We start from the raw sequence: 21766 nt of genomic DNA, 5'->3' as shown, positions 1-21766 counted from the left end.
GTCAGAGCACCTCCGGGGCCAGCGAGATGATCTTCATGAACTTCTTGTCGCGCAGCTCACGGCCCACGGGGCCGAAGATGCGGGTACCACGGGGGTCACCGTCGTTCTTCAGGATCACTGCGGCGTTCTCGTCGAACTTGATGTAGGAGCCGTCCGGACGACGGCGCTCCTTCTTGGTACGGACGATCACGGCCTTGACCACGTCGCCCTTCTTCACGTTCCCGCCGGGGATCGCGTCCTTCACGGTGGCGACGATGATGTCGCCGATGCCTGCGTAGCGACGTCCGGATCCACCGAGAACACGGATGGTGAGGATTTCCTTCGCACCCGTGTTGTCGGCGACCTTCAGTCGCGACTCCTGCTGAATCACTGATTACTCCTGTCGTCACGCCGGTTCCAACACCGATCGAGAGCACGGTGCGGGCCTTGCGGAACAGCTTGTCGGATGATGTGCCCTCCCCCGGCGCGCACGCCGGACCGGGCCCAGCCCTCCATGCCAGGAGCATCTGAACCCGCCACCAGGTGGCACGGGGGCGCCCTGCACGCGGTCATTATGCGCTGGCACGAAGAGCTGTGGATTGCACGGGCAGAGATTTCCGCCCATACAAGCTCACCAGCCTAGCACAGGCGGGGCGCCGTCCGTGCGGGCGGTGAACGGGCGACGGCCCGCCCCCTCGTGGAGGGGACGGGCCGTCGGGGCCGTGGCCGGCTCTAGCGAGCTCGGGTCACTTGGCCTTCTCGAGGATCTCCACGATCCGCCACCGCTTGGTCGCGGACAGCGGGCGGGTCTCGGAGATCAGGACGAGGTCGCCGACGCCGGCGGCGTTCTGCTCGTCGTGGGCCTTGACCTTCGAGGAGCGGCGCATGACCTTGCCGTACAGCGAGTGCTTGACGTTGTCCTGCAGCTGCACCACGACGGTCTTGTCCATCTTGTCGGAGACCACGTAGCCACGACGGCTCTTGCGGTCACCGCGCTCGTCGGCCTGCTCGGCCTCGTTGTTGATCTGCTCGGTCACTTGGCGTCCTCCTCGGAGGTGGTCTCGGCGGTGGTCTCGGCGGAGCCCGCCTGGGGCCGGATGCCGAGCTCGCGCTCACGCAGCACCGTGTAGATGCGCGCGATGTCGCGCTTGACGGCCTTGAGGCGGCCGTTGTTCTCGAGCTGACCGGTTGCGGACTGGAAGCGGAGGTTGAACAGCTCCTCCTTGGCCTTGCGCAGCGCCTCACCCAGAGAGTCCTTGTCGAGGGCCGCGAGGTTCTCGATGCTCAGATCCTTGGATCCAACAGCCATTCTCATTCACCACCTTCGCGACGCACGATGCGTGCCTTCATCGGGAGCTTGTGGATCGCCAGGCGCAGGGCCTCGCGGGCGACCTCTTCGGAGACACCGGAGAGCTCGAACATCACGCGCCCGGGCTTGACGTTGGCGACCCACCATTCGGGGGAACCCTTGCCGGAGCCCATGCGGGTCTCGGCGGGCTTCTTGGTCAGGGGGCGGTCCGGGTAGATGTTGATCCAGACCTTGCCGCCACGCTTGATGTGGCGGGTCATGGCGATACGGGCGGCCTCGATCTGACGGTTCGTCACGTAGGCCGGCGTGAGCGCCTGGATGCCCCACTCGCCGAAGGCGACAGTGGTGCCGCCCTTGGCAGCGCCCGACCGCTTCGGGTGGTGCTGCTTGCGGAACTTCACACGACGTGGGATGAGCATTTACTTACCACCCTCTGCGTTGGTCGCTCCCGCGGCCGGAGCCGGGGAGGCGGCGGAGTCGTTGCGCTCACGGCGTCCGCCACGGTCGTTACGGTCGGGACGACGACGGTCGCCGCCGCCGCCTCCACGACGCTCGCCCGGACCGCCGCGACGGTCACGGTCGCCGCCGCGCCCGCGCGAGGGAGCGGCGGCCTGCTGGGCCGCCAGTTCCTTCGCGGTGAGGTCGCCCTTGTAGATCCAGACCTTCACGCCGATGCGGCCGAAGGTGGTCTTGGCCTCGAAGAAGCCGTAGTCGATGTTCGCGCGCAGGGTGTGCAGGGGCACACGGCCTTCGCGGTAGAACTCCGAGCGGCTCATCTCGGCGCCGCCGAGGCGGCCGGCGCACTGGATGCGGATGCCCTTCGCGCCGGCGCGCTGCGCCGACTGGATGGCCTTCTTCATGGCGCGGCGGAAGGCCACGCGGGAGGCGAGCTGCTCGGCGACACCCTGGGCGACCAGCTGGGCGTCCACCTCGGGGTTCTTCACCTCGAGGATGTTCAGCTGGATCTGCTTGCCGGTGAGCTTCTCGAGCTCGCCGCGGATGCGGTCGGCCTCGGCGCCGCGGCGGCCGATGACGATGCCGGGGCGGGCGGTGTGGATGTCCACGCGCACGCGGTCCCGGGTCCGCTCGATCTCGACCTTGGAGATGCCGGCCCGCTCCATGCCCGTGGACATGAGCTTGCGGATCTTGATGTCCTCACGGACGTAGTCCTTGTAGCGCTGGCCCTCCTTGGTGGAGTCCGCGTACCAGTGCGACACGTGGTCGGTGGTGATGCCCAGCCGGAACCCGTGCGGGTTGATCTTCTGTCCCACTTAGCGGACCTCCTCGCTGTCAGGGCTCGCCACGATCACGGTGATGTGGCTCGTGCGCTTGTTGATGCGGTAGGCGCGGCCCTGGGCCCGCGGCTGGAACCGCTTCATGGTCGGACCCTCGTCGACGAAGGCCTCGCTCACGACGAGCTCCTCCTCCTTGAACGGCAGGCCGTCGCGGTCCGCCAGCTGGCGCGCGTTGGCGACCGCCGACTGGAGGACCTTGAACACCGGTTCCGAAGCACCCTGGGGGGCGAACTTCAGAATCGCCAGAGCCTCATTCGCCTGTTGGCCACGAATCAGGTTGACGACGCGCCGGGCCTTCATAGGCGTCACGCGGATGTAGCGCGCAGATGCCTTGGCTTCCATTGCTTTCCTTCTCTCGTCTTCTCGAAGTGCTCACGCTGCGGGATCCCGGAGGATCAGCGGCGCTTGCCCTTCTTGTCGTCCTTCACATGGCCGCGGAAGGTCCGCGTGGGGGCGAACTCGCCGAGCTTGTGCCCGACCATCGACTCGGTGATGAACACGGGGATGTGCTTGCGTCCGTCGTGCACGGCGATCGTGTGCCCGAGCATGTCGGGGACGATCATCGAGCGGCGGGACCACGTCTTGATGACGTTCTTGGTGCCCTTGTCGTTCTCCTTGGCGACCTTCAGGAAAAGGTGCTGATCGACGAAAGGGCCCTTCTTCAGGCTGCGTGGCATGTGTCAGGCTCCTTAGCGCTTGTTCTTGCCGGTGCGACGACGGCGGACGATGAGCTTGTCGCTCTCCTTGTTGGGGCGGCGGGTGCGGCCCTCGGGCTTGCCGTTCGGGTTGACCGGGTGACGGCCACCGGAGGTCTTGCCCTCGCCACCACCGTGCGGGTGGTCGACGGGGTTCATGACCACACCGCGGACGGTCGGGCGGACGCCCTTCCAGCGGTTGCGGCCGGCCTTGCCCCAGTTGATGTTCGACTGCTCGGCGTTGCCGACCTCGCCGACCGTCGCGCGGCAGCGCACGTCGACGTTGCGGATCTCGCCGGAGGGCAGCCGGAGCTGGCCGTACTTGCCCTCCTTGGCGACGAGCTGCACCGACGCGCCGGCGGAGCGGGCGAGCTTGGCGCCGCCGCCCGGACGGAGCTCGACGGCGTGGATCACGGTGCCGACGGGGATGTTGCGCAGCGGCAGGTTGTTGCCGGGCTTGATGTCGGCGCCGGGGCCCGACTCGACGACGTCGCCCTGGGACAGCTTGTTCGGCGCGATGATGTAGCGCTTGGAGCCGTCCACGAAGTGCAGCAGCGCGATGCGCGCCGTGCGGTTCGGGTCGTACTCGATGTGCGCGACCTTGGCGTCGACGCCGTCCTTGTCGTGGCGACGGAAGTCGATGACGCGGTACTGGCGCTTGTGCCCGCCACCCTTGTGCCGGGTGGTGATGCGGCCGGTGTTGTTCCGCCCGCCCTTCTTGGGCAGCGGCCGGACCAGCGACTTCTCGGGGGTCGTGCGCGTGATTTCTGCGAAGTCGGCAACGGAGGAGCCGCGACGGCCCGGGGTTGTCGGCTTGTGCTTACGGATAGCCATGTGTCAGTTCCTCGTTAAAGTGGTCTCCGCTCAGGCGAGCGGACCGCCGAAGATGTCGATGGTGCCTTCCTTGAGGGTCACAACGGCACGCTTGGTGCCCTTGCGCTGACCCCAGCCGAAGCGCGTGCGCTTCCGCTTCCCGGCACGGTTGATGGTGTTCACGGACTCGACCTTGACGCCGAAGATCTGCTCGACGGCGTACTTGATCTGGGTCTTGTTCGAGTCGGGCGCCACGAAGAACGTGTAGCGGCCCTCGTCGATGAGCCCGTAGGACTTCTCCGAGACGACCGGCGCGATGATGACGTCCCGGGGGTCCTTGATGGTGGTCGCGCTCACTTGGCGTCCTCCTGCTTCTTCTTGCTGGCGGCCGCCACGAAGGACTCGAACGCGTCCTTGGTGAAGACCACGTCGTCGGAGACCAGCACGTCGTACGTGTTGAGCTGGTCCGCGTAGAGGGTGTGCACGTCGTCGAGGTTGCGCACCGACAGCGCGGCCACGTCGTCCGAGCGGTGCAGGACGACCAGCAGGTTCTTGCGGTCGGAGAGCCCGCGCAGCGTCGCCTGGGCGGCCTTCGTGTTGGGGACGGTGCCCTCGACGAGTGCCTCCACGACGTGGATGCGGTTGTTGCGCGCCCGGTCCGAGAGGGCTCCGCGCAGGGCGGCGGCCTTCATCTTCTTGGGGGTGCGCTGGCTGTAGTCGCGCGGGGTCGGCCCGTGCACCACGCCGCCGCCGGTCATGTGCGGGGCGCGGATCGAGCCCTGGCGCGCGCGGCCGGTGCCCTTCTGCTTGAAGGGCTTGCGGCCGGCGCCGGAGACCTCGGCGCGGTTCTTGGTCTTGTGCGTGCCCTGGCGGGCCGCGGCCAGCTGAGCGACGACGACCTGGTGCAGCAGGGGCACGTTGGTCTGGACGTCGAAGATCTCGGCGGGCAGGTCGACGTTGACGGTCTGAGTTGCCATGGTCTGATCAGGCTCCCTTCACTGCGGTGCGGACGAGGACGACCGAACCCTTGGGGCCCGGCAGGGCGCCCTTGATGAGCAGCAGGGAGTTCTCGGCGTCCACGGCGTGAACGGTGAGGTTCTGCGTCGTGTGACGGACGGCGCCCATGCGGCCCGCCATGCGCATGCCCTTGAACACGCGAGCGGGGTAGGACGCGCCGCCGATGGATCCCGGCTTGCGGTGGTTCTTGTGGGCACCGTGGGAGGCGCCGACGCCGGAGAAGCCGTGACGCTTCATCACACCGGCCGTGCCCTTGCCCTTGGTCTTGCCGATCACGTCGACCTTCTGGCCGGCCTCGAAGAGCTCGACGGAGAGCTCCTGGCCCAGCTCGTAGGTGTCGGCGTCGGCCGTGCGCAGCTCCACGACGTGGCGGCGCGGTGTGACGCCGGCCTTCTCGAAGTGGCCGGCCAGCGGCTGGGTGACCTTGCGGGGGTCGATCGCACCGAACCCGATCTGGACGGCCGAGTAGCCGTCACGGTCCTGGTTGCGCAGCTGGGTCACGACGTTGGAGTCCGCCTTGACGACGGTCACCGGCACGAACTTCCCGTTCTCGTCCCAGACCTGGGTCATGCCGAGCTTCGTGCCCAGCAGGCCCTTCACCTGGCGTTCGAAAGTGGTAGTCATTGGGATGCGATCCTCTTTACAGCTTGATTTCGATGTTCACGTCAGCCGGCAGGTCGAGGCGCATGAGCGAGTCGACGGCCTTCGGCGTGGGGTCGATGATGTCGATCAGCCGCTTGTGCGTGCGCATCTCGAAGTGCTCACGGCTGTCCTTGTACTTGTGCGGCGAGCGGATGACGCAGTACACGTTCTTCTCCGTGGGCAGCGGCACGGGGCCGACCACCGTGGCGCCTGCGCGCGTCACCGTCTCAACGATCTTCCGGGCCGAGACGTCGATGACCTCGTGGTCATAAGACTTCAGCCGGATGCGGATTTTCTGTCCCGCCATGGCGTCGTGACTCTCTTTCTTGAACGATCTTCCCTGTGACGGAGCCGAGGGCTCCTTGTGCATGGCGCCACCTGGTGGGCGCCCCTCCACGCAGACTGAATCCGGAAGGATCCGGGTTCCTCACCCTGCTGGAGCTCCGACCCCCGAACTCGGGCGTGTCGTCCCGTGCTGGCACGGGGGCACACCGATTCCGTTTCTCGGGGCGGGCTGTATGTGGTCCGTGCGTGGCAGCTTCCAGGAGCTGCTGACCCCGGTTCTGCTTCGGAACCCGATGGTGTCCTGGGGTCTGCCGGTTCGAACCGTTGGGAGCACGCGTCGGCGCTTGAACAACGTCCTCCATCCTGCCAGAGATGGCAGACCGGTGCAAACGCACGACCGGGGGCGGGCCGTGCGCAACCGTGCCGGAACCGTGAGGCAACCGCGACCGGCGCCGGCGCCCACGGTCGTATCCTGGCCTCGTCCGCACCCCGACGTCCCAGGAGATGGGTCCCATGCTGTCCACCGCGAGACTGGTCGCGATCGTCCCCGTCCGGGAGCTCGACCGCGCCCGCCGGTTCTACCAGGAGACGCTGGGCCTCTCCCCCGCCGAAGCCCCCGAGCCGGACAGCGTCCTGTTCAGCGAGGACGGGCACACCGGCCTGCAGCTGCTGCTGCGCCCGGACGCGCCGGCGTCCGAGCTGACGCAGGCCAGCTTCGAGGTCCCCGACGTCGAGGCCGCGGTCCGGGAGCTCGAGGGCCGGGGCGTGCGCTTCGAGGACTACGACCTGCCCGGTCTGCACACCGTCGACCACGTCGTCACCGCCGACGGGATGCGCGCGGCGTGGTTCACCGACTCCGAGGGCAACGTCCTGTGCCTGCACCAGCTCACCGGCTGAGCCCCGTCGTGGCGACCCCGGAACGCGCGGAACCCCCCGCCGCTGCAGGAGCGACGGGGGGTTCTGCGCAGATCGGCAGTCCGGGGACTAGTTGATGATCTTGGTGACGCGGCCGGAGCCCACGGTGCGGCCACCCTCACGGATGGCGAAGCCGAGGCCCTCCTCCATGGCGATCGGCTGGATCAGCGCGACCGTCATCTCGGTGTTGTCGCCGGGCATGACCATCTCGGTGCCCTCGGGCAGCGTGATGACGCCGGTGACGTCGGTGGTCCGGAAGTAGAACTGCGGACGGTAGTTCGAGTAGAACGGGTTGTGACGCCCGCCCTCCTCCTTGGAGAGGATGTAGACGTTGGCCTCGAAGTCGGTGTGCGGGGTGATGGAACCCGGCTTGCACACGACCTGGCCGCGCTCGACGTCGTCACGCTTGAGACCGCGCAGCAGCAGGCCGCAGTTCTCGCCCGCCATGGCCTCGTCCATCTGCTTGTGGAACATCTCGATGCCGGTGACCGTGGTCTTCTGGACCGGACGGATGCCGACGATCTCGACCTCGGAGTTGATCGGCAGCGTGCCGCGCTCGGCACGGCCGGTCACCACGGTGCCGCGGCCGGTGATGGTGAAGACGTCCTCGATGGGCATGAGGAACGGCTTGTCCATCTCACGGATGGGGTCGGGCACGTTCTCGTCGACGGCCTCCATGAGCTCCTCGACCTTGGCGACCCACTCGGGGTCACCCTCGAGGGCCTTCAGCGCCGAGACGCGGACGACCGGCGCGTTGTCGCCGTCGAAGCCCTGGTCGGAGAGGAGCTCGCGCACCTCCATCTCGACGAGGTCCAGCAGCTCCTCGTCGTCGACCATGTCGGACTTGTTCAGGGCCACCAGCAGGTAGGGCACGCCCACCTGGCGGGCGAGCAGCACGTGCTCGCGGGTCTGGGCCATGGGGCCGTCCGTGGCGGCGACCACGAGGATGGCGCCGTCCATCTGCGCCGCACCGGTGATCATGTTCTTGACGTAGTCCGCGTGACCCGGGGCGTCGACGTGCGCGTAGTGGCGCTTCTCCGTCTGGTACTCGATGTGCGCGATGTTGATGGTGATGCCGCGCTGCTTCTCCTCCGGAGCGGAGTCGATGGCGCCGAAGTCGCGCTTCTCGTTCAGGTCCGGGTACTTGTCGGCCAGGACCTTGGAGATGGCAGCCGTGAGCGTCGTCTTGCCGTGGTCGACGTGGCCGATGGTGCCGATGTTGACGTGCGGCTTGGTGCGCTCGAACTTGGCCTTCGCCATGGTTGTTCCTCCTAGAACATTTGTCGAAACTTGCTCAGCACTACCCCACCGCGTGTTTCCGGGGGGAGCTTGAGGCGCTCAGCAGTACTGAAACCTCTGCAAGTCTACTTTGGCTGTGTCTGATTGATGAAATTCCCGGCCGGGGCCGAGGGGTGGTGCCTACTCGCCGCGGTTCTTCTGCACGATCTCCTCGGCGACCGCCTTGGGAACCTCCGAGTAGCTGTCGAACTGCATCGAGTACACGGCGCGGCCCTGGGTCTTGGACCGGAGGTCGCCGATGTAGCCGAACATCTCGGACAGCGGGACGAGGGCGCTGACCAGCTTGATGCCGCTCACGTCCTCCATCGACTGGATCTGGCCGCGGCGGGAGTTCAGGTCGCCGATGACCTCGCCCATGTACTCCTCGGGGGTGCGCACCTCGACCGCCATGAGCGGCTCGAGGAGGACGGGCTGCGCCTTGCGGGCACCCTCCTTGAACACCATCGAGCCGGCGATCTTGAACGCCATCTCGGAGGAGTCGACGTCGTGGTAGGCGCCGTCGAGCAGGGTGGCCTTGACGCCCACGACCGGGTACCCGGCGAGGATGCCGAGACGCATGGCGTCCTGGATGCCGGCGTCCACGGAGGGGATGTACTCGCGCGGGACGCGGCCGCCGGTGACCTTGTTGTCGAACTCGTAGAGCTCCTCGGCGTCCAGCGGGATCGGCTCGAACGCCATCTGCACCTTGGCGAACTGGCCGGAGCCGCCGGTCTGCTTCTTGTGCGTGTAGTCGATCTTCTCGACGGCCTTCTTGATCGTCTCGCGGTAGGCCACCTGCGGCTTGCCGACGTTCGCCTCGACCTTGAACTCGCGCTTCATGCGGTCCACCAGGATGTCCAGGTGGAGCTCGCCCATGCCGCCGATCTCGGTCTGGCCGGTCTCCTCGTTGAGGGACACGGTGAACGTGGGGTCCTCGGCGGAGAGCTTCTGGATCGCGATGGAGAGCTTCTCCTGGTCGCCCTTGGTCTTCGGCTCGATGGCCACCGAGATGACCGGGGCCGGGAAGGACATGGACTCGAGCACGATCGGCTTCTGCAGGTCGCACAGGGTGTCCCCCGTGGTGGTGTCCTTGAGCCCGATCGCGGCGTAGATGTGCCCGGCCTGGACGGTGTCGACCGGGTTCTCCTTGTTGGAGTGCATCTGGAACAGCTTGCCGATGCGCTCCTTCTTGCCCTTGGTGGAGTTGAGCACCTGGTCGCCGTTGGACGCCTTGCCGGAGTACACGCGGATGTAGGTCAGCTGCCCGTAGAACGGGTGGTTGGCCACCTTGAAGGCGAGCGCGGAGAACGGCGCGGTCGAGTCGACCGGGCGGGAGAGGATCTCCTCCTCGTTGTTCAGCGCGTGGCCCTCGACGTTCGGGACGTCCAGCGGGGACGGCAGGAAGTCGATGACGGCGTCGAGCATCGGCTGCACGCCGCGGTTCTTGAACGCGGAGCCGCACAGCACGGGGTACGCCTGCGAGGTGATGGTGAGCTTCCGGATGCCGGCCTTGAGCTCCTCGAGGGTGAGCTCCTCGCCGCCCAGGTACTTCTCCATGAGCTCGTCGTCGGCCTCGGCGACGGACTCCACCAGCTGGTTGCGGTACTCCTCGGCCCGCTCCTGCAGGTCGGCGGGGATCTCCTCGATCTCGTACTTGGCGCCGAGGGAGACGTCGCCCTTGGAGTCGCCCGGCCAGACGAAGGCCTTCATGGTGAGCAGGTCGACCACGCCGGTGAACTCGGACTCGGAGCCGATCGGCAGCTGCATGACCAGCGGCTTCGCGCCGAGGCGGTTGATGATGGTGTCGACGGTGAAGTAGAAGTCGGCGCCCAGCTTGTCCATCTTGTTGACGAAGCAGATGCGGGGGACGTCGTACTTGTCGGCCTGGCGCCAGACCGTCTCCGACTGGGGCTCGACGCCCTCCTTGCCGTCGAAGACCGCCACGGCGCCGTCGAGCACGCGCAGGGAGCGCTCGACCTCGACCGTGAAGTCCACGTGGCCCGGGGTGTCGATGATGTTGATCTGGTTGTCGTGCCAGTAGCAGGTCGTCGCGGCGGACGTGATCGTGATGCCGCGCTCCTGCTCCTGCGCCATCCAGTCCATGGTGGAGGCACCATCGTGGGTCTCGCCGATCTTGTGGGAGATACCGGTGTAGAACAGGATGCGTTCGGTGGTGGTGGTCTTCCCGGCATCGATGTGCGCCATGATGCCGATGTTGCGGACCTTCTTGAGGTCGGTAAGCACGTCAAGTGCCACGGTGGTTCCCTTTCGGAGATGGTGCCGGCGGCCTGTCGGCCCGGGTGGGGCCGACAGGCCTGGAAGATTCTACCAGCGGTAGTGGGCGAAGGCCTTGTTGGACTCCGCCATCTTGTGGGTGTCCTCCCGGCGCTTCACGGCGGCACCGAGACCGTTGGACGCGTCCAGGATCTCGTTCTGCAGACGCTCGGTCATGGTGTTCTCACGGCGGATCTTCGAGTAGCCGACGAGCCAGCGCAGGGACAGCGCCTGGGCGCGGCCCGGCTTGACCTCGACGGGCACCTGGTAGGTGGCGCCGCCGACGCGGCGGGACTTCACCTCGAGGGCCGGCTTGACGTTCTCCAGGGCCTTCTTGAGGGTGGCGACGGGGTCGGCACCGGACTTGGCGCGGACGCCCTCGAGGGCACCGTAGACGATGCGCTCGGCGGTGGACTTCTTGCCGTCCTGGAGGACCTTGTTGATCAGCTGCGTGACGACCGGGGAGCTGTAGACCGGGTCGACGACGAGCGGGCGCTTGGGAGCGGGACCCTTACGAGGCATTACTTCTTCTCCTTCTTGGCGCCGTAACGGGAACGGGCCTGCTGGCGGCCCTTGACACCCTGGGTGTCGAGCGCGCCGCGGACGATCTTGTAGCGGACACCGGGGAGGTCCTTCACGCGACCGCCGCGGACGAGCACGATGGAGTGCTCCTGCAGGTTGTGGCCCTCACCGGGGATGTAGGCCGTGACCTCCACGCCGCCGTTGAGCTTCACGCGGGCGACCTTGCGCAGCGCGGAGTTCGGCTTCTTGGGGGTGGTGGTGTAGACGCGGGTGCACACGCCGCGCTTCATGGGGCTGCCCTTGAGTGCGGGCGCCTTGGTCTTGACGACCTTCGGGGTCCGGCCCTTGCGGACCAGCTGCTGGATTGTAGGCACAGTGTCTCCTGATCGGACGGGACGCGTCAGCGGCCCGCTGGGTGTTCGGCTCCCCCGCGACCGGCCGGGGCCGGGAGCGGGTGCGGCGCCTGTCGTGGGCCCGGCGGGCGGGCACCACGGTCGCCGCGCCGAAGGTAGCTGGGCAGACGAAAAGGATGGCATTTCGGTACACAACGCGTACCGGAGGACCGAGTCCGTTCTGCCATGATTTCTTCGGCCTCCAGGGGCGCGGGCGCCGAGGGATGACCGTTCAATTCCTCGACAGCCTATCAGACCCCGGCCGGGGCGGGGAAACGGTGCCGGGCCGGGCCCGTTCAGCGCCCGGTCGCGGCGAGGTCGGCGGAGATCCTCCGGGCGCACTCGAGCAGGGGCGGCACGACGTCGTCCACGGGGTCCCCGGCGCTGGCGCCGGGCATCCCCACGCGCATGGAGACGTTCACGGCCGCGACCACGCGCCCGGTGCCGTCGGTGACGGGGGCGGCGACCGAGCGCAGCCCGACCTCGAGCTCCTGGTCGACGAGCGCCCAGCCCTGGGCGCGGACCCGGCGCAGGTCGGCCTCGAGGGCCGCGCGGTCGGTGAGGGTGTGCTCGGTCAGGCGCTCGATCCGCGCCGTGCGGAAGTACTCGTCGAGCTCCTCCGGGTCCAGCCCGGCCAGCAGCACCCGGCCCATGGACGTGGCGTGGGCGGGGAACCGGGTGCCCACGGCGATCGCCACGGTCATGATCCGGTGCGTGGAGACGCGGGCGACGTAGACGATGTCGGAGCCGTCCAGCACCGAGGCGGACGTGGACTCCTCGACCTGCGCCGAGAGGGTCTCGAGGTGCGGGGCGGCCAGGGCGGGCAGCGGCTGCGAGGAGAGGTAGGAGTAGCCGAGCTGGAGGACCACGGGGGTGAGCTCGAAGAGCCGCCCGTCGGTCCGGACGTAGCCCAGCTCCTCGAGCGTGAGCAGGAACCGGCGCGCGGTGGCGCGGGTCAGCCCGGTGCGCCGGGCCACGTCGCTGAGGGTCATCCGGGGGTGCCGGGCGTCGAAGGCCGTGATCACGCCGAGCCCGCGCGCCAGGGACTGCACGAACTGTCCGGGGGTGCCCCGCTCCCCCGCCGGGGCGGTCGGGTCCTGCTCGGTCATCGGTGGCCTCCTGCGGGCCTCGTCCGGGGTGCGGCGGCCGGTGCCGGCCCGCCGCGCCCCGGGAGCGGTGCTGGGCTCAGCGGGCGGGCCGCAGCGGGACGTCGACGACCTGCTGGAGCTCCTCGAAGCTCGTGCCGAAGGTCTCGCGCACCGTCACGCCGTCCTCCTCGAGGAGGAACACGGCCTGGTCGGTGTAGATCCGGGAGACGCAGCCGACGCCGGTGAGCGGCATGGTGCACTGCTCCACGAGCTTGGACCGGCCCTTCTTGGTCATCAGGGACATCATCACGAAGGTCATCTTCGCACCCGTGGCCAGGTCCATGGCCCCGCCCACGGCGGGGATCGCGTCCGGGCTGCCGGTGTGCCAGTTGGCGAGGTTGCCCGTCCGGTCCACCTGGAAGGCGCCGAGCACGCAGTAGTCCAGGTGCCCGCCGCGCATCATGGCGAAGGAGTCCGCGTGGTGGAAGTAGGAGCAGCCCGGCGTCTCGACCACGGGGATCTTGCCGGCGTTGATGAGGTCGGCGTCGACCTCGTCGCCGTGGGCCTCGGGGCCCATGCCGAGCATTCCGTTCTCGGTGTGCAGGGTGACGTCGTCCTCGGCGCTCAGGTAGTTGGAGACCAGGGTGGGCTGGCCGATGCCGAGGTTGACGTAGGAGCCGGCGGGGATGTCGCGGGCCACCACGCGGGCCAGCTCCTCCGGGGCGAGGGGCGTCTCGGAGGTCCTGGGCACGGTGTCCACGGTGTTCTCGCTCATCTCAGATGTCCTCTCGGGGGTCGGTCTGGGCGGGTGCGTCGATCCGCACGACGGTGTCCACGTAGATGCCGGGGGTCACGACGGCCTCGGGGTCCAGTCCGCCGCGCTCCACGACCTCCGCGACCTGCACGATGGAGGTGGTGGCGGCGGCGGCCATGATCGGGCCGAAGTTGCGGGCCGTCTTCCGGTAGACGAGGTTGCCGGCCCGGTCGGCGACGTGCGCCTTGGTCAGCGAGAAGTCGGCCTTGATGGGGTGCTCGAGCACGTAGTGGCGGCCGTCGATCTCGCGGACCTCTTTGCCCTCCGCGAGCAGGGTGCCGTAGCCGGTGGGGGTGAAGAACCCCCCGATGCCGGCGCCGGCGGCGCGGATCCGCTCGGCGAGGTTGCCCTGGGGGACGACCTCGAGCTCGATCTGCCCGGCGCGGTACTTCTCGTCGAAGTGCCAGGAGTCGGACTGGCGCGGGAAGGAGCAGATGATCCTCCGCACGCGGCCGAGCTGGATCAGCCGGGCCAGGCCCACGTCGCCGTTGCCGGCGTTGTTGTTCACGACCGTCAGGTCGGTGGCCCCGTGCTCGATGAGCGCGTCGATCAGCTCGACGGGCTGGCCGGCCACGCCGAAGCCGCCGATCATGACGACGGCGCCGTCGTGGATCGGGGCCACGGCCTGCGCGCAGCTCTCTGCGATGTTCAGCATGCGTTGTGCCTTCCTTCGGTGGTCTTCTCCGCCCGGGTCCCGCACGGGTCTCAGGCGTTCTGGTTCTCGAGCACGACGGCGAGGCCCTGGCCCACGCCGATGCAGATGGCCGCCACGCCCCAGCGGGCCCCGGAGGCCTGCAGGGACTTCGCGAGCGTGCCGAGGATGCGGGTGCCGGACGCCCCGAGGGGGTGGCCGATGGCGATGGCGCCGCCGTGCCGGTTGACGATCGCGGGGTCGATCCCCCACGCGTCGACGCAGGCGAGGGACTGGGCGGCGAAGGCCTCGTTGAGCTCGACGGCGGCGACGTCCTCCCACGTGATCCCGGCGCGGCGCAGCGCGAGGTTCGCGGCCTCGACCGGGGCGAAGCCGAAGAACTGCGGCTCGTTGGCCGCGGCGGCCCGTCCGGCGATGCGGGCGAGGGGCTGCAGGCCGGTCAGCTCGGCGGCCCTCTCGGAGCCCAGCAGCGCCGCGGAGGCGCCGTCGTTGAGGGGCGAGGCGTTGCCGGCGGTGACGGTGCCGCCCTGGTCCGCGGGGCGGAAGACGGTCTTGAGCCCGCCCAGCTTCTCGACCGTCGAGGACGCGCGGACGGACTCGTCCCGGGTCAGCTCGGTGCCGGGGACCGGGACGGTGAGGTCGTCGTAGAAGCCCTCGTCCCACGCCTGCTGGGTGAGCTGGTGGGAGCGGAACGCGAACTCGTCCATCCGCCCGCGGGTGATGCCGTGGCGCTCGGCGAGCTGCTCGGTGGCCTCGCCCAGGGACACGGTCCACTCCGGGTTCATCGCCGGGTTCACGAGGCGCCAGCCCAGCGTGGTGGAGGCGAGGGTCAGGTCGCCGGCCGGGTAGGGCTTCTCCGTCTTCGGGAGCACCCAGGGGGCCCGGCTCATGGACTCGACGCCGCCGACGAGCATCAGGTCGGCCTCGCCCGCGTTGATCTGCCGGGACGCGATGATCGCGGCGTCCAGGGACGACCCGCACAGGCGGTTGACGGTGGTGCCGGGGAGCTCGACGGGCAGGCCGGCCAGCAGCGTGCCCATGCGGGCGACGTTGCGGTTCTCCTCGCCGGCGCCGTTGGCGTTGCCGAGCACGACCTCGTCGATCGCGGCGGGGTCCAGCGCGGACGCGCGCCGGACCTGCTCGCCGATCACCAGGGCGGCCAGGTCGTCGGGGCGCACGCCCGCCAGGGCGCCGCCGAAGCGGCCGAAGGGGGTCCGCACGGCGTCGTAAATGTAGGCCTCGGTCATGGTGTTCCTCACTTGCGTCGTTGCACGTCGGTCACGGGGTGCCGGAATGGGGTGGTCGGAGGGCCGGCAGGTCAGGGGGCCGGGGGCGGCCCGGAGTCCTCGGCGTCGAGGGCGTCGAGGACCTGCTTGGCGTGCTTGAAGGCGTTGTTGGCGGAGGGCACGGAGAGGTAGATCGCCGACTGGAGCAGGATCTCCTTGATCTCGTCCCGCTCCAGGCCGTTGCGCAGGGCGGCGCGCACGTGCATCTCGAACTCCTCCCAGTGCCCGGCGGCGATCAGCGCGGTCAGGGTCACGGCGCTGCGCATCCGCCGGTCCAGTCCCGGCCGGGTCCAGATCTCGCCCCACGCGTAGCGGGAGATGAAGTCCTGGAACTCGGCGGTGAAGGCGTCCTTGCCGGCCTCGGCGCGGTCCACGTGGGCGTCGGAGAGCACCTCGCGGCGCACGGCCATGCCGTCCGCGTGGGCCTCCTGCTCGGTGCGCCGGGGGTTGCCGCTCATGCTCGTGCTCCTTCGTGGTGGGGTGGGTGGGCGCCGATGTGCTCGTCCAGCAGGCGCGCCACGTCCTGCGGGGCCTCGGCGGGCACCAGGTGGCCCGCGCCCTCGACGACCACGAGGCGGCCGCCGGTCGCCCCGGCCAGCTCCGCCGCGGCGTCGGGCGGCGTGGCGGCGTCCTGCGCGCCGACCACGGTGAGCACGGGGACGTCGACGGCGCCGAGGCGTCCGGTCGCGTCGAAGCCGGCGAGGGTCTCGCAGGCCCGGGCGTAGGAGAACCGGTCCGCGTCCTGGAGGGCGTGCAGCAGCCCGGTGGTCGTGACCGCGTCCCGCTCGATGAAGCCCGGGGCGAACCACCGCTGCGCGGAGCCCACGACCTGGGTGGGGGTGCCGGCGGCGGCCACGAGCCGGGCGCGCTCGGACCACGACGCGGGCTCCCCCACCCGGGCGGCGGTGCCCACCAGCACGGCCGCCGCCAGCCGGTGCGGCGCGTCGAGCAGCAGCTGGAGGCCGACGCAGCCGCCGAGGGAGGTGCCCGCGTAGTAGAACGGACCTCCGGTTTCGAGGCCGGCGGCTTCGCGGTAGCGGTCCACGGCATCGAGCACGGCCCGGGCGAGCTCGGCGGTGCCGAACGGCTCGTCGGTGGGCGCGGAGCCGCCGTGGCCGGGGAGGTCCCAGCCGACCACGCGCAGGTCGGTCTCCAGCAGGTGCGCCGCGGCGGACCACAGCGAGGCGGCGGAGGTGCCGAGGCCCGGGCCGAGCACCAGCAGGGGCGCCCGCGGCGACGGGGCCCGGCGGGTCGAGAACTCGACGAGGGTCAGGACGGGGACGGTCATGCGGGTGCTCCTGGGCGGGTCCGGGGGGTGGACGGACGGTCGTTCGCGGACCGGCGGTGCTGGGCGAGCACGCGGTCGATCAGCAGGTCGTTGGCCCCGAGGTACCCGGCGGGGTCGAGCAGCCCGGCCACGACGTCCCGGTCCACGGGGGTGCCGTCGGCCAAGGCGGTGCCGGCGGCGAGGCCCACGAGGGCGTCGAGCATGCCCGGTCCGTCGGTCGCGTGCTCGCGCACGACCGCCTGCACGCGCTGCCGCCCCGTGGCGCCGTCGGCGGCGGGCGGCAGCAGGGGCGCGAGCTCCGCGCTGATCCGCTCGGCGAGCACGGCGGGACCCGACGCGTCCAGGTTGGCCCGCATCCGGGCGCTCCGCACGGTGAGCCCGGCCGTGAGCTCGGCCGCGTGCGACGACGCCGCGACGGCGAGCCGGGCGAGCTCCCGCAGCGCCGGCCACTCCGTGTGCCAGGCGCCGTCGGGGCGCTCGTCGACGAACTGGGAGGCGGCGACGTGGAGCTGGGCCACGAGCTGCGGCGCCGTCAGGGCGGTGCGCTTGAGCAGCACGGACAGCACCGGGTTCTGCTTCTGCGGCATCGCCGAGGACACCCCGCGGCCCTCGGCGGCCGGTTCGCGCAGCTCGCCGAGCTCGGGGCGGGACAGCAGCAGGACGTCGTTGGCGATCCGGCCGAGGGCCGCGCAGACCGCCGCGAAGGTCTCGCCGGTGCGCAGCACCGGCCGCCTGGTGGCGTGCCACACGTGCGGCGGCAGGCTCAGGCCGAGCTCGTCGGCCCAGCGGCGGGCGAGCTCGAGGGCCTGCTCGGCGGCGTCGGGGGCGCCCGGGAAGAGCGCGAGGCTGCCGGCGAGGGTGCCGGCGGCGCCGCCGCAGGACACCGGGAGCCGGGCGAGCCCGGCGAGGTCCGCCTCGAGGTCCTGCAGCCCGGCCAGCCAGCCGGCGGCCTTGAGCCCGAAGGTGGTCGGCAGCGCGTGCTGGGTCAGGGTGCGGGCGGCCTGGACGGTGCCGCGGTGGACGTCCGCCAGCCGGGCCAGGGCGTCGGCCGTCTCGGACAGCTGCTCGGCGAGGGGGACGGCGGCGCGCCGGGCCAGCAGCATCATGGCGGTGTCCATGACGTCCTGGCTGGTCAGGCCGCGGTGCACGAAGCGCACGGCGCCGGGGTCGAGCTCCCCCAGCCGGCGCCGGTAGTCGGCGAGGAGCGGGATGACGGGGTTGCCGCCGCCCTCGGCGCGCCGGGCGATGTCCCCGGCGTCGTAGTCCGCGGCGCGGGCGGCCGCACGCGCGGCCGCGGCGGCGGCGCGCGGGGCGAGCCCGGCGTCCGCCTGCGCGGCGACCCAGGCGGCCTCGACGTCGAGCAGCGCCTGGAGCACCGCGGTGTCGTCCGTGTGCGCGTCACCCCGGTGGGCTCCGGGGCGGAGCAGCCCGGCGTCGGTCATGCGCGTCCTCCTTCGGTGGTCGTCGGGTCGTCCGTGGCGGGGTGGTGCCGTGCGGGGGCCCCGGGGCGGCCGGGGCCCCCGCACGGAGCGGTCACGCCTCGAGGTTCGGGTAGGTGAGGAAGACGGTCTCGCCCTCGCCCTGGAGCCGGAGGTCGAAGCGCAGGGAGCCGTCGGCCTCCCGCTCGGCGACCAGGGTGCGGCGGCGGTCCTCGGGCAGGGAGCGCAGCAGCGGGTCGTTCGCGAGGGCCTCGGTGTCCTCCGGCAGGTAGATGCGGGTGAACAGCCGGTTCGTCACGCCCCGGGCGAAGACGGTCAGCGTGATGAACGGCGCCTTGCCGGGCTCGGTCGGCCCCGGGTCCACGGTGGTGAAGGTGTAGTGGCCCTCGTTGTCGACGGACGCGCGGCCGAAGCCGGTGAAGGTGTAGCCGTCGCGCACGAGCGAGCCGGTCGCGGTGGGGACGTGGCCGTTGCCGTCGGCCTGCCAGATCTCGAGCATGGCGTCCGGCACGAGGTCGCCGTGGCCGTCGGTCACCGTGCCGTGCAGGCGCACCGCCTGCGGGTGCCCGAGCGGGACCAGCAGCTCGCCCTTGTCGTAGGGCAGCGCGTAGCCGAAGAACGGCCCGATGGTCTGGCCGGGGGTGGCCGGGAGTGCGGGGGTCGCCGGGGTCTCAGACATTGGAGTCGCCTTCCGTCCAGGTGCGGTTCGAGCCGCTGAGCACGATGTCCCAGGTGTAGCCGAGCAGCCACTCGTGCTCGGACGCTTCGTGGTCGTAGTCGGCCACGAGCCGGCGGCGGGCCTCGGGGTCCACGATGGACTGGAAGATCGGATCCAGCGCGAACAGCGGGTCCGAGGGGAAGTACATCTGGGTGATCATCCGCTGGGTGAAGTCCGTGCCGAACAGGGAGAAGTGCACGTGCGCGGGCCGCCAGGCGTTGTGGTGGTTCTTCCAGGGGTACGGCCCGGGCTTGATGGTGACGAACTCGTAGGAGCCGTCGTCGCCGGTCAGGCAGCGCCCCACGCCGGTGAAGTTCGGGTCGATGGGGGCCGGGTGCTGGTCCCGCTTGTGGATGTACCGCCCGGCCGCGTTGGCCTGCCAGATCTCCACGAGCTGGCGGCGCACGGGCCGGCCGTCGCCGTCGAGGACCCGGCCGCGGATCTTGATCCGCTCGCCGATGGGCTCCCCGCCGGACTGGATGGTCAGGTCCGACTCGAGCCGGTGCACGTCACGCTCGCCGAAGGCGGGGGCGTGCAGCTCGATGGTCTCCGGGTCCGCGTGGTGCAGGTCCTTGGTGGGGTGCCGCAGGATCGAGCTGCGGTAGGGCGCGTAGTCCAGCCGCGGCTGCGTCTCGGTGCGGCCGGACGCGCTGTAGTCGGCGCTGATGCCGGCCATCTCGCGGTCGAGGTCGGCCTGCGTGTCCGCCGCGTCGTCGGGGCCCTTCGGGGTGAGGTGCACGAAGGATTCCTCCGGCCCCTGGTCCTGGTCGGTCATGGTTCAGCTCCTTTGTTGCGAGGTGGCTGCCGCACCGGCGGGCGTGGTGCCCGCGGCGAACTCTCCGAGGCTAGCGCATTCGGTGCAGCATTCGCACATATGTTCACTGTGCGAACTTATTGTGGGGTCACAGTGGGGAGGCCCGGCGGGGCCGGGGGTCAGCGGTCGTCGGGCCAGCCGGTGTAGGACTCCGCGAAGTAGGCGGCGCCGCGCTCGGAGCCGGTGATCGCCTTGAACTCGCCGCGCCGGCGCTTCTGGTTGAAGGGGTTCTCCCCCGGCTGGGTGTGCATGAGGTGGGTGGCCCAGTAGGAGAAGTTCTGCGCCTTCCACACCCGCTCCAGCGCCGTGGCCGAGTACCCGGCCAGCCCGGTGCCGTCGCCCGAGCGGAAGAACTCGACGATCGCCGGGGCGAGCACGCGGACGTCGCAGAACGCGAGGTTCAGGCCCTTGGCGCCGGTCGGGGGGACGGTGTGGCCGGCGTCGCCGACGAGGAACAGGTTGCCGTGGCGCAGGGGCTCGCAGACGTAGGAGCGGAACTTCAGCACGGTCTTGTCGAAGATGGGGCCCTCCTCGAGCCGGAGCCCGTCGGGGCCCTCGACCCGGCGCTGGAGCTCGGCCCAGATCCGCTCGTCGTCCCAGTCGTCGACGTCCTCCTCGGGGTCGCACTGGAAGTACATCCGCTGGACGGTCCCGCTGCGCTGGGAGATGAGGGCGAAGCCGTGCTCGGAGTTCGAGTAGATGAGCTCCGGGGCGCTCGGCGGGGCCTCGGCGAGGATGCCGAACCAGGCAAAGGGGTACTCGATGAAGTTGTCGGTGCGCTCCTGCTCCGGGATGGCGCGGCGGCAGATGCTCTGCGAGCCGTCGGCGCCCACGAGGATGTCGCAGCGGATCTCGAAGTCCTCGCCCGCGGCGTCGGTGAAGCGGATGCCGGGCCGGTCGGTGGTCAGGTCGACCACCTCGGTGTCCGTGACGGACCAGCGGACGTCGCCGCCGTCGCGCTCCCGGGCGTCGGCCAGGTCCAGGAACACCTCGTTCTGCGGGTAGAGCCACACGGACTCGCCGACGAGCTCCTTGAAGTCGATCCGGTGGCTCTCCCCCTCGAAGCGCAGCACGGTGCCCTCGTGCTCGTGGCCCTCCGTGAGCACCCGCCCGTCGACGCCGGAGTCGGTCAGCATCCGCACCGTGGGCGCCTCGAGGATGCCCGCCCGGTGGGTGGCGTGGATGGTGTCCTTGTCGCGCTTCTCGACCACGATGCTGTCGATGCCGGCGCGGCCGAGCAGGTGGGCCAGCATCAGCCCGGCCGGGCCGCCGCCCACGATGCCGACCTGCGTGCTGAGAACGGTGCGCTGTGCGCTCATGAGTGCTCCTGGTGATACGACGGGAATCGTGTCCAGTGTCTCAGCGGCCTGTGGGCGGCACCACAGTCGTCCCGTTGAACGGGATGCTGGGGGCGACGGGCGCGGGGTGCCCGGGAGCCGGCGCCGCGGCCGGTCTCAGCGGGGGGCGTCCCGCAGGGTCCGGCGGATGCCATGGGCCGCGGTGTGCAGCGCCTGGACGATCGCCCCGGCCCGCGCGGCCGGGTCGCCCGCCGGGGTGATGACGCCCAGGCCCGCCACCACCTGGTCGCCGCGCCCCCGCACGGGGACGGCGATGCCCGCCGTGCCGGCCTCGAGATAGCCGGTCTGCAGGGCGTGGCCCGCGCCGCGGATCCGCTCGAGCTCCGCGGCCAGCACCGCGGGCTCGGTCGGCGAGAGCTCGGTGAAGGCGGTGAGGGGCCCCTGCAGGTACTCCTCCTGGTAGTCCTGGGGGGCGTGCGCCAGCAGCACGAGGCCCGTGGCCGACAGGTGCAGGGGCAGCCGGCCGGCCACCTCCGACCGGACGGGCACCGCCCGGGGGTGGGAGAGCCGTTCCACGAGCAGGACCTCGCGGCCCTCCACGATGCCGAGCTGCACGTGCTGGCGCAGCACCGCGTGGATGTCGCCCATGAAGGGGCGGGCGGCGCGCGCCAGGCCGAGCTCGCGCGAGGAGCGGTTGACCAGCTCCCACAGCCGGGTGCCGACCACGTAGTGCCCGCCCTCCACCCGCTCGAGCCAGCCCTGGCGGGCCATGTCCCGGGCGAGCCGGTGCGCGGTGGCGGTGGGCAGCCCGGTGAGGGCCGCGATCCGGCCCCCGGTCAGCCGGGAGTCCTCCGCCGTGAACGCCGCGAGGATCCGGTCCGCCCGCTCGAGCACGGACTCCCCGGTGGGTGAGTTCGCCATGGTGACTCCTGGGGCTCCTTCCTGGTCCGCGG

General features: G+C 70.4%; 28 protein-coding genes. 1 reads left to right on the top strand and 27 read right to left on the bottom strand.

Going from position 1 to position 21766, the window contains the following annotated elements; genetic code table 11:
• Position 1: 1 nt before the first annotated feature.
• The 12 genes from rplN to rpsJ form a co-directional block, all read right to left on the bottom strand.
• Positions 2–370, bottom strand: a complete 369-nt coding sequence (rplN, locus tag AC6CH6_RS01170; RefSeq protein WP_017833306.1) for a 50S ribosomal protein L14 — start codon at positions 368–370, stop codon at positions 2–4.
• 355 nt (positions 371–725) lie between these two features.
• Positions 726–1016, bottom strand: coding sequence for a 30S ribosomal protein S17 (gene rpsQ / locus AC6CH6_RS01165; RefSeq protein ID WP_017833305.1), 291 nt, complete (start codon positions 1014–1016; stop codon positions 726–728).
• Entirely contained in the window at positions 1013–1288 is a 276-nt protein-coding gene (gene rpmC / locus AC6CH6_RS01160; protein ID WP_017833304.1) for a 50S ribosomal protein L29, read from the bottom strand. The genes rpsQ and rpmC overlap by 4 nt, the downstream gene beginning before the upstream one ends.
• Before the next feature lie 2 nt (positions 1289–1290).
• The gene (gene rplP, locus AC6CH6_RS01155; RefSeq protein WP_017833303.1) at positions 1291–1707 is read right to left on the bottom strand and encodes a 50S ribosomal protein L16; all 417 of its coding nucleotides are present in this window, start codon (positions 1705–1707) and stop codon (positions 1291–1293) included.
• On the bottom strand, positions 1708–2559 hold the full coding sequence (gene rpsC / locus AC6CH6_RS01150) for a 30S ribosomal protein S3 (RefSeq protein WP_017833302.1): 852 nt from the start codon (positions 2557–2559) through the stop codon (positions 1708–1710).
• Positions 2560–2925 (bottom strand): 50S ribosomal protein L22, encoded by a 366-nt coding sequence (gene rplV, locus AC6CH6_RS01145; protein WP_017833301.1) that lies wholly within the window; start codon positions 2923–2925, stop codon positions 2560–2562.
• 53 nt (positions 2926–2978) lie between these two features.
• The gene (rpsS, locus tag AC6CH6_RS01140) at positions 2979–3260 is read right to left on the bottom strand and encodes a 30S ribosomal protein S19 (RefSeq protein ID WP_017833300.1); all 282 of its coding nucleotides are present in this window, start codon (positions 3258–3260) and stop codon (positions 2979–2981) included.
• Positions 3261–3272: 12 nt separating this feature from the next.
• Positions 3273–4112 carry a 50S ribosomal protein L2 gene (gene rplB / locus AC6CH6_RS01135; protein ID WP_017833299.1) on the bottom strand — a complete coding sequence of 280 codons (840 nt, stop codon included), beginning with the start codon at positions 4110–4112 and terminating at the stop codon, positions 3273–3275.
• A gap of 30 nt (positions 4113–4142) precedes the next feature.
• Complete coding sequence (rplW, locus tag AC6CH6_RS01130) at positions 4143–4448, bottom strand: 50S ribosomal protein L23 (RefSeq protein WP_017833298.1); 306 nt, start codon at positions 4446–4448, stop codon at positions 4143–4145.
• Complete coding sequence (gene rplD / locus AC6CH6_RS01125) at positions 4445–5068, bottom strand: 50S ribosomal protein L4 (protein ID WP_017833297.1); 624 nt, start codon at positions 5066–5068, stop codon at positions 4445–4447. Before rplD ends, rplW begins: the two co-directional genes overlap by 4 nt.
• Before the next feature lie 7 nt (positions 5069–5075).
• A complete protein-coding gene (gene rplC / locus AC6CH6_RS01120) occupies positions 5076–5732 on the bottom strand; it encodes a 50S ribosomal protein L3 (protein WP_017833296.1) in 657 nt (218 codons plus the stop codon).
• A 16-nt stretch (positions 5733–5748) separates the two neighbouring features.
• Positions 5749–6057, bottom strand: a complete 309-nt coding sequence (rpsJ, locus tag AC6CH6_RS01115; RefSeq protein ID WP_003803825.1) for a 30S ribosomal protein S10 — start codon at positions 6055–6057, stop codon at positions 5749–5751.
• Between the two features lie 491 nt (positions 6058–6548).
• Between rpsJ and AC6CH6_RS01110 the strand changes: the two genes are divergently transcribed.
• Positions 6549–6932 (top strand): VOC family protein, encoded by a 384-nt coding sequence (locus AC6CH6_RS01110; RefSeq protein WP_498253761.1) that lies wholly within the window; start codon positions 6549–6551, stop codon positions 6930–6932.
• 87 nt (positions 6933–7019) lie between these two features.
• On the opposite strand, the gene tuf is transcribed toward AC6CH6_RS01110, so the two are convergent.
• The 15 genes from tuf to AC6CH6_RS01035 all read right to left on the bottom strand — a co-directional run bounded on the left by tuf (position 7020) and on the right by AC6CH6_RS01035 (position 21734).
• A complete protein-coding gene (gene tuf / locus AC6CH6_RS01105; protein ID WP_133409339.1) occupies positions 7020–8210 on the bottom strand; it encodes an elongation factor Tu in 1191 nt (396 codons plus the stop codon).
• Positions 8211–8369: 159 nt separating this feature from the next.
• On the bottom strand, positions 8370–10484 hold the full coding sequence (gene fusA / locus AC6CH6_RS01100) for an elongation factor G (RefSeq protein WP_133409338.1): 2115 nt from the start codon (positions 10482–10484) through the stop codon (positions 8370–8372).
• Between the two features lie 69 nt (positions 10485–10553).
• On the bottom strand, positions 10554–11024 hold the full coding sequence (gene rpsG, locus AC6CH6_RS01095; protein WP_017833292.1) for a 30S ribosomal protein S7: 471 nt from the start codon (positions 11022–11024) through the stop codon (positions 10554–10556).
• Positions 11024–11398, bottom strand: coding sequence for a 30S ribosomal protein S12 (rpsL, locus tag AC6CH6_RS01090; protein WP_017833291.1), 375 nt, complete (start codon positions 11396–11398; stop codon positions 11024–11026). Before rpsL ends, rpsG begins: the two co-directional genes overlap by 1 nt.
• Before the next feature lie 314 nt (positions 11399–11712).
• Positions 11713–12525 carry an IclR family transcriptional regulator gene (locus AC6CH6_RS01085; RefSeq protein ID WP_498253760.1) on the bottom strand — a complete coding sequence of 271 codons (813 nt, stop codon included), beginning with the start codon at positions 12523–12525 and terminating at the stop codon, positions 11713–11715.
• A 76-nt stretch (positions 12526–12601) separates the two neighbouring features.
• The gene (locus AC6CH6_RS01080; RefSeq protein WP_133409336.1) at positions 12602–13279 is read right to left on the bottom strand and encodes a 3-oxoacid CoA-transferase subunit B; all 678 of its coding nucleotides are present in this window, start codon (positions 13277–13279) and stop codon (positions 12602–12604) included.
• Between the two features lies 1 nt (position 13280).
• Positions 13281–13973 carry a 3-oxoacid CoA-transferase subunit A gene (locus AC6CH6_RS01075; protein WP_133409335.1) on the bottom strand — a complete coding sequence of 231 codons (693 nt, stop codon included), beginning with the start codon at positions 13971–13973 and terminating at the stop codon, positions 13281–13283.
• A gap of 50 nt (positions 13974–14023) precedes the next feature.
• Positions 14024–15217, bottom strand: coding sequence for a thiolase family protein (locus tag AC6CH6_RS01070; protein WP_498253759.1), 1194 nt, complete (start codon positions 15215–15217; stop codon positions 14024–14026).
• 71 nt (positions 15218–15288) lie between these two features.
• Positions 15289–15714 (bottom strand): 4-carboxymuconolactone decarboxylase, encoded by a 426-nt coding sequence (pcaC, locus tag AC6CH6_RS01065; RefSeq protein WP_498253758.1) that lies wholly within the window; start codon positions 15712–15714, stop codon positions 15289–15291.
• Entirely contained in the window at positions 15711–16544 is an 834-nt protein-coding gene (locus AC6CH6_RS01060; RefSeq protein ID WP_498253757.1) for an alpha/beta fold hydrolase, read from the bottom strand. Before AC6CH6_RS01060 ends, pcaC begins: the two co-directional genes overlap by 4 nt.
• Positions 16541–17986: a lyase family protein gene (locus AC6CH6_RS01055; protein WP_498253756.1), complete on the bottom strand. Its 1446-nt coding sequence runs from the start codon at positions 17984–17986 to the stop codon at positions 16541–16543. The genes AC6CH6_RS01060 and AC6CH6_RS01055 overlap by 4 nt, the downstream gene beginning before the upstream one ends.
• 91 nt (positions 17987–18077) lie before the next feature.
• Positions 18078–18662 (bottom strand): protocatechuate 3,4-dioxygenase subunit alpha, encoded by a 585-nt coding sequence (pcaG, locus tag AC6CH6_RS01050; RefSeq protein WP_498253755.1) that lies wholly within the window; start codon positions 18660–18662, stop codon positions 18078–18080.
• Complete coding sequence (pcaH, locus tag AC6CH6_RS01045; RefSeq protein WP_017833282.1) at positions 18655–19476, bottom strand: protocatechuate 3,4-dioxygenase subunit beta; 822 nt, start codon at positions 19474–19476, stop codon at positions 18655–18657. Before pcaH ends, pcaG begins: the two co-directional genes overlap by 8 nt.
• 158 nt (positions 19477–19634) lie before the next feature.
• Positions 19635–20834, bottom strand: a complete 1200-nt coding sequence (locus AC6CH6_RS01040) for a 4-hydroxybenzoate 3-monooxygenase (RefSeq protein WP_498253754.1) — start codon at positions 20832–20834, stop codon at positions 19635–19637.
• A 135-nt stretch (positions 20835–20969) separates the two neighbouring features.
• The gene (locus AC6CH6_RS01035; protein WP_017833280.1) at positions 20970–21734 is read right to left on the bottom strand and encodes an IclR family transcriptional regulator; all 765 of its coding nucleotides are present in this window, start codon (positions 21732–21734) and stop codon (positions 20970–20972) included.
• Between the last annotated feature and the right edge of the window lie 32 nt (positions 21735–21766).

The sequence above is a fragment of the Kocuria sp. GQ42 genome (assembly GCF_059758435.1).
This window is presented reverse-complemented; position numbering and strand designations above follow the sequence as displayed.